The organism is Parasegetibacter sp. NRK P23, from assembly GCF_023721715.1.
Taxonomy (GTDB): domain Bacteria; phylum Bacteroidota; class Bacteroidia; order Chitinophagales; family Chitinophagaceae; genus Parasegetibacter.
In genome coordinates this window covers 3,161,506-3,174,243 of sequence record NZ_JAMDLG010000001.1, presented here as the reverse complement: position 1 = coordinate 3,174,243, position 12,738 = coordinate 3,161,506, and the positions used below count along the sequence as shown (strand labels likewise).

Below are 12,738 nucleotides of genomic sequence, written 5' to 3'. Positions count from 1 at the left end.
TTTCAAAAGAAGCAACAATGAAAAGAAATATAGTATACCTCTTTTTGCTGATGACGCTTTTTAGCTCCTGCAAAAAATACCTTGACCTGGTGCCGAAAGGAAAGATCGTGCTGGAAGAGGCCGAAGATTTTCACAAACTGGTGTCGTTCCCGAACAGGGGCTACGCTACTAACCAGTTCATGTACCTCGTGGATGATTACTGGATGCGGGAAGCTTACGTAATCGGTCAAACGAAAACGACGGATATTTTCAATTTTACCTACGACTCATCGGTGAGCAGGGTGGTCCGTTTTACGACATCTTCCCTCTACAACCGGGTGTACGTGTACATCAACCAGTGGAACATGATTATTGACGGGGTCGACAACAGTAAAGGCCCTGATTCCCTGAAAACACTCGCTAAGGCGGAAGCCCGCATATTCAGGGCGTTCGATCATTTCCTGCTGGTGAATACTTTCGCGAAGCACTACAACGCGGCCACGGCTGAAACAGATGGCGGCATCTGCATCATGGACAAATACGACCTGGAGGCTAAGCCGGTGAAGGCTTCTGTCGCGGAAGTGTACCGATTTGTTGAAAAGGATATCGACGAGTCCATTCCCCATCTCCAGGTTACACCTGCCGATCCTTACCATCCTTCGCTCGCTTTCGCCTATGCGCTGAAGGCGAAGGTGCACTTGTTTAAGAAAGAGTTTGATAAGGCCGAAGCGGCCGCGCTCAAATCGCTGGAGTACAACAATGTTATTTTCGACCTCGTGGATTATGCGGCGAAAGGTGGAACGGCCGCCATTAAAATGCCCGCGGGCACTAACCCGGAAATCCTGAGCATTATGTTCATGACCGGTTACACCGAGATGAATATCGCGTACAGCCAGAATTTCAGTCCGGAACTCCGGAACCTTTTCGGCGCCACCGATGCGCGTTTCAGGCTTTTTTACAATACCACCAACGCCTCTTTTCTCGACATTGGTGCGGGTACAACATATTGGTCGGCAAGGCATACCGATTATTTCTACCCATCCGTGGGTATGCGCACGCCGGAGGTGTACCTGATGCTGGCGGAATGTTATGCCAGGAGAGGGGCGCTCGATAAAGCCATGGAAACACTGAACCTGCTGCGTTCCAAAAGAATCACAAGCCCTGCGGACGCGGTATTGCCCACCCCGGCTACGGAAGTGGAAACGGTGAAACTCATCATCAACGAGCGCAGGAGGGAAATGGTACACGGCTTTAACCGTTTCTGGGACCTGAGGCGTTTTAATACAGAACCCGCTTACGCCAAAACGCTGGAACGCAGGTTCCCGATCGTAAGTACCGCCGTTCCCCAACAAACCTACACCTTACCGCCGGGGTCCCAACTGTACATATTGCCTTTCGCGCAGGATGTATTGAAGCAGAACCCCGGGCTTACCATCAATACCAACGAAGCACTGCCCTGGTAAAACGACGATCCCTTGTTTGCAGTGGTGCCGGGTGGCGCCTGGCACCGCTTTACCTTAAAATATCTGTTAGTTATGTTGCAACGTTTTGCATTTGTATGTTTTGTGTGTGTCGCGTTTTGTTTGCCGGTATATGCCCAGGCTCCCGTACAGGGGGCCGGGGGCGATACCACCGCTAAACCTGTGGTGGCTAAACTGCGCCCTTACGATAAGGTCATTACCGCATCGGCAATTTCAAAATATGGCCTGTTCGGCGTGCATGAAGTGGATGGCAGGTGGTTTTTCGAAATCCCGGATTCGCTGATGGGACGTGATATGCTGGCCGTGACCCGTTACACCGCCACGCCGCAGGGGGGAAGAGTATATGGAGGAGAAGAAGTGAACCGGCAAAGCATTTTTTTCGAAAAAACAAAACACAACAAAATATTGCTCCGCGTACGTGTGTACACACAGGATGTAAAGGATTCCTCTCAGGCCATCGCGGCGGCCGTGCGCAACAGCGATGTAATGCCCATCGTATTCGCCTTCGATGTAAAGGCGGAGAACAAAGCCGGAAACGCCAGCGTGATCGATGTAACGGATTTCTTCCGGAAAGAAAGTCAGGTGGTTTCTTTCCCCAATGAACTGAAAACGGAAAAGAAACTGAATGCTTTCGCGGACGATAAATCTTTCCTCGACAACATCAACGTGTTCCCGATCAACGTAGAGGTGAATACCACCAAAACCTACGCGGCCGCCAATGGTGTGTTTCCCGCGGCCGGAACAGGCTTCGTTACCCTGCAACTGAATACTTCTATCGTATTGCTCCCCAAAGTGCCGATGCGCAAAAGGTTCTTCGATGAAAGAGTGGGCTTCTTCGCCGAAAGCTTTACCCTGTTCGACGATGAGGCGCAGCGTGTGGAGAAATCCTATTTCATTCAACGGTACAGGCTGGAGCCGAAAGAGGAGGACATGGAGAAGTACAAAAAGGGTTTCCTGGTGGAACCGAAGAAAAAGATCACTTACTATATTGATCCCGCCACACCACGAAAATGGGTGCCTTACCTGATCGCCGGGGTGAACGACTGGAACGTGGCTTTTGAACAGGCCGGTTTCCGCAATGCCATTGAAGCGAAAGAATGGCCCGCGACTGATAGCACCATGAGCCTGGAAGACGCGCGCTTCTCTGTGATACGCTATTATGCTTCAGATATTCCCAATGCCTATGGTCCGCGCATTACCGACCCCAGGAGCGGAGAGATCATCGAAAGCCATGTGGGCTGGTACCACAACATCATGCAATTGTTGCAGGGTTGGTATATGGTGCAGGTGGCCGCCGTGGATCCCCGTGCCAGGAAAATGGTGCTGGACGATGAGCTGATGGGAGAACTCGTGCGTTTTGTGTCGTCGCACGAAATTGGTCATACCATAGGATTGCGGCACAATATGGGCGCCAGCAGCGCCACGCCGGTGGAGAAACTCCGCGATAAGGCCTGGGTGGAAAAGAACGGGCACACCGTTTCCATCATGGATTACGCGCGTTTCAACTACGTGGCGCAACCTGAAGACAGTATCGGAACAAAAGGCATCTATCCGCGGATCGGCAGCTACGACAAATGGGCCATCGAATGGGGCTACCGGTATTTCCCCGGAACAAAGGATGCATTCGCGGAGAAAAAGATGTTGCAGAAAATGATTGTGGATACACTGGCCGCACACCCCGAATTGTGGTTCGGCGGAGAAGGCAAAACGATTGATCCGCGCAGTCAGACCGAAGACCTGGGCGATGATCCCGTAAAGGCCAGCACCTATGGCATCATGAACCTGAAAAGAATTGTTCCGCACCTCCTGGAATGGACCGCGGAAGAGGGGGATATGTACAACCACCTGCAGCAAATGTATGTGAACGTGGGCAGGCAGTTCTCCCGTTACCTGTACCATGTGAACAAGAACCTCAACGGTGTGTACATCACACAAAAAAGTACCGAACAGCCCGGAGCCGTTTATGTACAGGTGCCCGCTGATCGTTTGCGCGCCAGCATCGCGTTCTTCGGAGAACAGGTACTTACACCACCATTATGGTATTACGACAGTGCCATCCTCAGCAAGTTGAACATCGACCCCGCCAAGGAAATATACACCCTTCAAAACCAGTTCCTCAATATCCTCCTGAACCAGAACATGATGGCGAACCTGCTCGATAAGTCCGCCGTTACTTCAGATGTGTATCCATTGAATGAATACCTGAACGACCTGAAGAAGTATTGCTGGAAACCACTGTCTGGTAACACCTTTGAAACTATGTTACAGCGCACACTGGAACGTTCTTACGTGGAGCGGCTCTCGCAGATCGCCATCGGCAAAAAAGTACAGGAACTGGGCACCAGCACGCAGGCCGACAGAAGCGATGTGCGCCTCTATGTACGCCAGCACCTTTCCGCTTTGCAGAAAGCAATAAAAAGAATGAAAACTAAAGGCGAAATCAATGAGCTGCACCGCAAAGAAATGATAAGGCTGATCGCTTCGGTGCTTTCGTTCCGCCATTCCTGATACCTGACAAAATAGTATATGCAAAGAATTATTGGAATATTTCTTTTACTGGCTATACAAACAACGTTACACGCGCAACATGTGTTCAAGCTTGTATTCACGGTATACCAGGCGCCCCAGGGCGACAGCTCCACGATCTTCTACCATCCGAAGGGACTTAACAAAGAAACAAAACCCTTCCTGAAGGCACGTGTTTTACTGGGAGATACTACGGGCTGGAAGCGGCAGGAATCGCAACTACTCCGTACCGACAGTGGCTGCTACGGGAAAATTTTAATACCCGCCAACACGTTGCGCCTCTTCATTCACCTGGAAGAACCGGGAAATACAGGGAAAGAAGAATTCCACTCCTGGCCAATATATGGAGCCGATAAAAAAGCGGTTCCCGGAAGCTGGGCGCTGGATGCGTTCACCCGCTGCGACCTGTTGAAACGCCCGTCTGATCCCGTGTTGAAAAGCAGCGAAATGCTTGACCCGACTTCGGCGCTTGCCGCGCTGGACCGGGAATATGCTATTCATCCCGCTACTTTTCCCGCCTATGTAAAAGCATGGGCGAGGCTCGCCGCCATGGTGCATCCGGAAACGAAAGACAGCATCATTGAAGCACGGCTGAACACCTTCCCGGGAAAAGAAATGCTGCCACTGGCCTGGGTTCGGAATATATATGAGGTGAAAAAAGAAATACTTCATTCCAACACCACCGATTTGGTGGAATGGGAACAATACATCCGGTTAAAGGACGAAAATTAGCAGTTGCTTTCTCAAAACATAATTCCCCATTTGAAGAAAACTTCGAATGGGGAATTATGTTTTATACAAATATTACTTTTTCTTTTCCGCTCTGAATTCAGAAGGTGTCATATGATAGGCGGCTCGGAAAACCTTTGTGAAATAGTTCGCGTTCGTAAAGCCCGTTTCATAAGCTACCTCGGTAATGGTTTTGTCTGTCCTTTCCAGCAACTCTTTCGCTTTCTCCAGTTTTACCGAGCGGATAAATTCAACCGGTGTAACCCCCACATATTCCATGAGTTTATTGTATAAGGAAGCCCTGCTGATAAAGAGGTGCGTACTCAATACTTCCACGGACAATTGCTGGTTATCGAGATTTTCGTAAATAAAGTTGAGGGCTTTCTGAAGGAATTCTTCTCTCTCTGAAAGCACTTCAGATTTTGGAAGCCCCACTGTTACTTTTTTCGAATAAGTATCTTTAAACGACTGGTTCAGCAGCAGGATGTTGTGCAGTTTCGCCTGCAATACCGCGAAGTCGAAAGGTTTGGTCATATAATCGATCGCGCCCGATTCCAGTCCGTACAATACATTATCCGGTGTATTGGCGGCTGTGAGCAGGATCACGGGAATGTTCTTGGTTTTTTTATCTGATTTCAGTTTCTGCGCGAGTTCCAGTCCGTTCATGACCGGCATCTGCACATCGCTCACCACAATGTCCGGGTGGTGCAACAACGCCTGTTCCCAGCCCGCTTTTCCATCAGCGGCTTCCACAATGCGGTACAACGAACGGAGGTTTTCCCTGATATAAAAACGGAAATCTTCGTCGTCTTCCACAATGAGGATGCAGGGCAGACTATGGTCAACGGAAGCTGTTGCTGCTGGTACACTGCCTTGAACGTTTTCCGCAATAAGAGATTCAGGCAATACCACAGGTTGGGTTTCGCCACCGGCTTTTTCCAGCGAAAGATCGAAGGAAAAAGTACTTCCCCGGCCCACTTTGCTTTCCACGGTAATCCTTCCGCCGTGCAGTTGTACGAATTCCTTGGTGATGGCCAGTCCGATACCGGTGCCGTGGTTCAGTATGTCCGGTGTGGTCTCGTGCTGGAAGAAACTTTCGAATATGCGTTCCCGTGCCTCTTCGGGAATGCCGATACCGGTATCGGATACGGAAACTTTCAGGTGAACGTCACTGTTGGTTTCGGGTACGGGAACGGCTTCCACGCGAATATTGATGCGCCCGTTTTCAGGGGTGAACTTGAACGCGTTGGAGAGGATGTTGAAGAGAATGCGTTCGATTTTATCGTGGTCGAATAAGGTGTGGGCTTCGGGCACTTCGCTTTCAAACCGGAGTTCGATCTTTTTCCTGCGCGCCAGGTCCTGGAAGGAATCACAAACATCTTTCATGAAAGCGATGATATTCCCTTCACTGCGCTGCAGTTTCAGTTCCCTTTCTTCCATTTTTCTGAAATCGAGCAGTTGGTTCACCAGGTTCAGCAGCCGCCTTGCGTTGCGCCGGATCAGACCGAGCTGGCCCGCGTGGGGTTCTTCCTTTACATGACCAATGAGCGTTTCCACCGGCCCGGTAATGAGCGAGATCGGGGTCCTGAATTCATGACTGAGGTTGGTGAGGAACTTGATCTTGATCTGATCGAGCTTGTGGAGGTACTCCGCTTCTTTTCTTTCCCTTTCAATCAGTTCTTTCGCCTTTTGCCTTTCCTGCTCCAGCTCGAAGCGGGTGCGTATTTTCCTGATGCCGAGGCGTCTTAAATACAGCATAATCCCGAGCGCGAGTAGCAGGTAGAGCACGTAAGCATAGATGGATCGCCACAGAGGAGGGTCCACATGAATCCTGATGGCACGCCCGGTTTCGTTCCAAACGCCGTCGTTGTTGCTGGCGCGTACACGGAAAGTATAGTTGCCCGGGGGAATATTCGCGAAGTAAACACTGTGTTCCTTGCCCACTTTTATCCAGTCTCTGTCGAGCCCTTCCAGTTTGTACTCATATTGGTTGGCTTCGGGAACCGTAAAGTCGAGCGCTTCAAAGGCGATGGAAAAACCTTGTTGGTATTTGAGGCTTATTTCATCGGCCAGGAGTATCGACTTTTCAATCGGTCCTTTGGGAGAGGGAGAAACGGATCGGTTGTCCACTTTCAGATCGGTGAGTACTACTTCGGGAACGTTGCGGTTGGTTTTCAGGTTGGCGGGGTTGAAATAGTTGAAGCCGTTCTGTCCCCCGAAAAAAAGCGCGCCATCGGGCATCATAATGCCCGCGCCACGCGTAAAGGCGCCCGCCTGCAGCCCTTCGTTCACCGAATAGTTCTTGAAACGCCCGGTGGCGGGATCATAGCAACTGAGCCCGTTGTTAGTGCTGATCCATATTTTTCCGCTCTGGTCCTCTATTATTTTATACACCATCCCATTAGCGAGACCATCTTTCTCAGACAATGTTTCGAAGGTACCGGCGCCTTTTTTAAGCAGCCCCACACCGTTGCCGCCTGTTCCGGCCCATACGTTTCCCTGTGAATCTTCCAGGATAGACAGGATGTAATCACCCGGAAGCCTGCTGTTGGCCTTGGTATAGTACCGCGGGTTGCCGCCTGCCGGATCCACCACGGAGATGCCGGCGCCATAGGTGCCGATCCAGATGCGCCCCGCTTTGTCTTCCTCAAAAGCGCGGATAAACCTGCTGGCGGGCCTGGCGGGGTCGTTTTCCTTTTCGGGATCGTGCAGAAAGCGGGTAATTGGCCCACTGGGGGGAATGATATTGATGCCGCCGCCGTTGGTGCCTACCCAGATATTTCCCCGGCGGTCTTCCAGCAGGCAGAATATATTGTCGCTGGTAAGGTTTCCGGGGCCTTCGCCTTTGCTGTAATGCTGATGCGTTCCGTTAGCGGGATCGTAACGGTATATACCATCTGTATAGGTGCCCACCCATAACTTGTTGTTCCCGGCCATTTCAAGGGCGAGGATGGTGAGCCCGCTTTTGGTATTGTCGGAATTGTTCGTGAAGGGAAGATTAATCGGGTCGAGTAAGCCCGTGTTCCGGTGGTAAAGGTGCAATCCGCCGCCGTCGGTTCCCACAAATACATCGTTGTTGTGACCGGCGAAGGAGGTGACTACGGGTGATCGCAGGCCGAACGGGTCAAACGGACTGTATTCCTTCAGTCCGAAATAGTTGAAGTTCTCATCGTATTTGTTCAGCCCCCCTCCAAAGGTGCCGACCCAGTAGATGCCCTGGTTATCAACTAATATGGAACGGATTGATCTGCCGCTGATGCTCCTGGGGTTTCGTTTTTCAGGCAGGCAAACGGTGAGTTGCCCGGTAGCGGTTTCCAGAATATTCAAGCCCATTTCCGTACCGATCCATAGCCTTCCTTTATTGTCCGCTTCCAATGTAAATATGATCCCCGAACTTAATTTAAAGGGAGAAGACCGGGCGGAATAATTCCGGAAAGCGGATTGCTCCGTAAGAAATCTGGCCAGGCCGTTATCGGTTCCTACCCAGATGGTGCCGTTCTTTTCCTCTACTATCTTATTGACAATATTGTGCGGCAGGCCGGAGGTGTCCCCGTTTTTGTGGACAAAATGTTTCAATTGCTGCCGTTGGGGATCGTACCAGTATAAGCCTTCGTGGGTGCCCACCCAGATATTGCTGCGGCTGTCTTCCAGAAAACACAGGCTTACTTTCCCGCTGAGTTCGGAAAGCAAGGGTTTGTACTTTCCTCCGGTAAGCTGTTTTCCCGTTTCAGGGTCTATTATATACAAACCGCCGTAGCTGCATACCCAAACGTGACCGTCTTTATCACCATGAATAGCCGTGATGCCCACACCGGGTTGCCCGGGGCCGCCGGAGCTGTAGTTGGAAATGGAGTCCTGTGTTCTTTCATAAATACTGAGGCCGCCGCCGTTTGTGCCGATCCAGATGCGTCCGTTCCTGCTTTCAAAAAGGGAGGTGATGTGGTTGGCCTTCAGGCTGTTGGGGCGCGCGGGGTCGTGGCGGTAGGCTTTGAAGTTGGTGCCGTCAAACCGGTTGAGTCCATCTTCCGTGGCCAGCCATATAAAGCCGAAACTGTCTTTCAGAATATCATAAACCGTGGCGGAGGATAGCCCCTGTCGGGAAGAGTACTTTCTGAAACTCGGTTCAGCGGGTTGGGCCGTAAGCACCAGGCATACGGAAAAGGAGAGGAGAATGGTAGTTACATAGCTATATATCTTCATATGGTTAAGCCTGGGTGTTAGTGGGCAAGGCGTCACTATTTGGGAATGCAATAATAGTTTTCCGTCCTGAAAACCGGCATTATTGGAAACGGTTGCAATATTCTTTCCACGTTTTTTTAACTGCTTATACTTTGGTCAAATCCGGCTATACATTCGGGTGGTACAGCAGTTCAGCGCATTCAAATTTCAATATTTTTTTTCCCTTTTCCTAAATGTCAAATAAAAAGAAATCGGTTACATTTTTTTTCTAGTATTGATATTCAAATATTTATAAAGTGTATAATAATTTATGTATCAGAATCGCTAGACAATATTACCCTAAATTTAGAGAATCTTACTATACGCCTTTGGAATAGGCATCTACTTTTGGATTGAATCTGCTTGTTAACGAGGCCGGTTCAATTTCTCCGAAAATCGTAATTGCCAAAACTTTAAAAACGATTGCAATGAAACCAAAACGATGCTTATGCCCTGGCAGCTGTTGCCACTTTTCAATTAACGTCAATTTTACATTTATCAGAACGGAGTAAAATAGTCTGCGGTTCCTCTGGAAGGCGGACATTTTGGTTTTCTGTTCAAAGTATTTAGCTTTTGTTAATATGTTCTATTCTGAGGAGCTGTGTGCTCTTTGTATCCCTACATCATTCACAAACCAAAAAAGCTCAAAATGATTTTAAGTTTAAACATGCGGAAGCGGTTGCTTACGGCTGCGGCAGCGCTGTTGGCGATGGTTGTCTGCTCGCCCGTGCAGGCGCAGGATGCGCGGGTGGTGCGCGGCGTGGTGCTTGATGCCTTGCAGGTGCCGGTGAACGGCGCTTCGGTGCGGGTATTACAGGCAACCGCCAGTACAAAAACGGATTCGGAGGGAAAATTTTCCCTGAATGTACCCGCCAACAGGCGGATTTTACAGGTGAGCCATGTGGGAAAGGCCACCCAGGATGTAAACATTGGCACCCAGGATTATGTGGTGATTACGATGAAGGACAGCACTTCGGAGATGGATGAGGTGATTGTGGTTGGGTATGGTAAGCAGAAGAAAGAGTTGGTGGTATCGGCAGTGAGCCAGACATCAGGTAAAATTCTGGAGCGTGCAGGAGGTGTTTCCAATATTGGTGCTGCGCTTACCGGAAACGTACCAGGCCTTATCACGGCACAAAGTACTGGTTTGCCGGGTGAAGAGGATCCTCAGTTGCTGATTCGTGGCCGAAGCACATGGAATGATGCCAGCCCGCTGGTATTGGTAGACGGTGTTGAAAGGTCCATGAACAGTGTTGATATCGGCTCGGTAGAAACCGTTACGGTCTTAAAAGACGCATCAGCTACTGCCGTTTTTGGATCGCGTGGCGCGAATGGCGTTATCCTCATCACTACAAAAAGAGGTAAGCTTGGCAGGGCGTCAATCAGAGGTACGGTTAATACCATTGTAAAGGTTCCTTCCAAATTGCCCGGAAAATACGATGCTTACGATGCGCTGCGGATGAGGAACGAGGCCATTGAATATGAACTTGCGCTCAAGCCGGAAAGCTGGAATAATTATCTTCCACAGAGCACACTTGACAAATACCGTAATCCCGCCAACCAGCAGGAAGCTGAAAGATACCCCAATGTGGATTGGGTAGAGGCGCTTTTTAAAGACTACGCAACTTCAAACAACGCGAATATCAACATCAGTGGGGGAACGAAAGCGGTGAAGTATTTTAACAGTATCGACTTCCTTAGTGAGGGCGATCTCTTTAAAATATATGAAAACAAAAGAGGTTACAATCCGGGTTTTGGTTTCAAAAGGTTGAATGTACGCAGTAACCTTGATTTCCAGTTAACCCCATCCACCCTGCTGAAAACCAACCTTTCCGGTTCTTATGGAGTAAGAAAGACCCCATGGGGATTCCAAAGTGGGAGTTACGGTTCCTGGATCGATGCTTACACTACTGCTCCTGATGTTTTTGTGCCGGTTTATGAAGATGGCACCTGGGGCTATTATGCTCCCAATGAGGGGCGGGCTGAAAACTCTGCAAGAAGTCTCGCATTGGGCGGTGTACAGTTTCAGACAGCTACCCGTATTACTACAGATTTCGTACTGGAACAGAATCTCGATATGCTGGTAAAAGGGCTGAAGTTTTCCGGTACACTTTCTATGGACAACAACTTTGTGGAAAGCAACAGGGGGATCAACGATCTGTACAATGATGCACAAAGGAAATGGATAGATCCCGTTACGGGTATCGCTACCTACAAACTTGCTTTTGACGGTGTCACCAATTTCGATTTCCAGGAAGGAATCAAATGGACGCCTTCGGGTGGCAACGTTTCCGGCAACGAGCGCCGGCTGTTCTACCAGTTACAACTGAATTACGCCAAAACATTTGCGGATAAACACAGTGTATCTATAATGGGGCTGTTGAACAGGAACGTAAGAGCGAATGGAAGTGAAATTCCTTCCTACAGGGAAGATTGGGTGTTCAGGAGCAGTTACAGCTATGAAAATAAATATACCATTGAATACAGCGGCGCTTACAACGGTTCTGAAAAGTTTAGCCCGGAAAACCGCTTTTCATTCTTTTCTTCCGGAGGGCTTAATTGGATGATGTCAAGAGAGAAGTTTATGAATTCAGTGAAATTCGTAGACATGCTGAAACTCAGGGCTTCGTATGGCCAAACCGGCTTTGACAATGTTGGGGGTACGAGGTTTTTGTACCTTACAGAATGGGCTTTTGGTGGAAGATCGAGGCTGGGTATGAATGGAGAAGGTGCGGAACAAAGCCCTTACAACTGGTACAGGGAAATGAGTGTGGGTAACCCAAACCTGCAATGGGAAGAGTCACAAAAGTATAACCTGGGTGTTGAATATGAACTGTTCAGGGGACTTATTAAGGGTAAGGCTGATTTCTTCTACGACAAACGTTCCAATATCCTGTTAAGTGGTAGCCCTAACGTGAACCCAAGAAGGACGGTGCCTTCTTATTACGGGGCAACGCCTGCGGTGGCCAACCTTGGAAAGGTGGATTCAAAAGGATATGAATTGGAACTCAGCATCAGCAAAAACCTTAATCGCAATGCGCGGGTGTGGGCCGATCTGAATATGACCCATAGTCAAAACCGTGTGATGGAATCAGATGATCCCGCTTTGTTGAAAGCCTATCAGAAGAATGAAGGCTACCAGATAGGCCAGACAAGATCTTATGTAAGCCAGGGATACTACAATACATGGGATGAACTTTATGGCAGTACCATGCACAATACAAATGACCTGCAGAAATTACCCGGAAACTATCATATTGTAGATTATAACGGTGATGGTGTGGTAGATGCGCAAGATGAAATCCCGTATGGTCATACGGGCTGGCCGCAAAATACTTATAATGCTACTTTTGGATTTGACTGGAAAGGCTTTACTGTTTTCGCCCAGTTCTACGGGGTTAACAATGTCACACGTCAGGTTGTGTTTAATAGCATGACCTCTCAAAGCCACCTTGTATATGAAGAAGGGTCTTATTGGTCAAAAAACAATATTAACGCTGATGTGCCCATGCTGCGCTGGCTTTCCACACCAGCAGGGTATTACAGGGGCACTCAGTATATGCACGATGGCGCTTACCTGCGGTTGAAGAATGCGGAAGTGGCCTATTCATTCACAACTGGTCAGGTAAGACGGTTCGGACTTTCAGGATTACGTATTTACCTCAATGGTAATAACCTGATTACCTGGAGTAAAATGCCCGACGACAGAGAGTCAAACTTTGCCGGAACAGGATGGGCTTCGCAAGGCGCTTATCCAACAGTGAAACGCTACAATTTGGGCGCAAACATTACTTTCTAAGATTTT

General features: G+C 49.2%; 5 protein-coding genes. 4 read left to right on the top strand and 1 reads right to left on the bottom strand.

Annotation, left to right across the window (positions count from 1 at the left end):
* Positions 1-17: 17 nt before the first annotated feature.
* From M4J38_RS12825 to M4J38_RS12815, 3 genes are all read left to right on the top strand, one after another.
* The gene (locus M4J38_RS12825; protein WP_251760006.1) at positions 18-1,442 is read left to right on the top strand and encodes a RagB/SusD family nutrient uptake outer membrane protein; all 1,425 of its coding nucleotides are present in this window, start codon (positions 18-20) and stop codon (positions 1,440-1,442) included.
* 72 nt (positions 1,443-1,514) lie between these two features.
* Positions 1,515-3,968, top strand: a complete 2,454-nt coding sequence (locus M4J38_RS12820) for a zinc-dependent metalloprotease (protein WP_251760005.1) — start codon at positions 1,515-1,517, stop codon at positions 3,966-3,968.
* An 18-nt stretch (positions 3,969-3,986) separates the two neighbouring features.
* Complete coding sequence (locus M4J38_RS12815) at positions 3,987-4,718, top strand: hypothetical protein (RefSeq protein ID WP_251760004.1); 732 nt, start codon at positions 3,987-3,989, stop codon at positions 4,716-4,718.
* A gap of 72 nt (positions 4,719-4,790) precedes the next feature.
* Here the strand turns inward: M4J38_RS12815 and M4J38_RS12810 are convergent, their stop codons facing one another.
* Positions 4,791-8,915: a two-component regulator propeller domain-containing protein gene (locus tag M4J38_RS12810; RefSeq protein WP_251760003.1), complete on the bottom strand. Its 4,125-nt coding sequence runs from the start codon at positions 8,913-8,915 to the stop codon at positions 4,791-4,793.
* Between the two features lie 667 nt (positions 8,916-9,582).
* Here M4J38_RS12810 and M4J38_RS12805 point away from each other — a divergent pair.
* The gene (locus M4J38_RS12805; RefSeq protein ID WP_251760002.1) at positions 9,583-12,732 is read left to right on the top strand and encodes a SusC/RagA family TonB-linked outer membrane protein; all 3,150 of its coding nucleotides are present in this window, start codon (positions 9,583-9,585) and stop codon (positions 12,730-12,732) included.
* Positions 12,733-12,738: the final 6 nt, after the last annotated feature.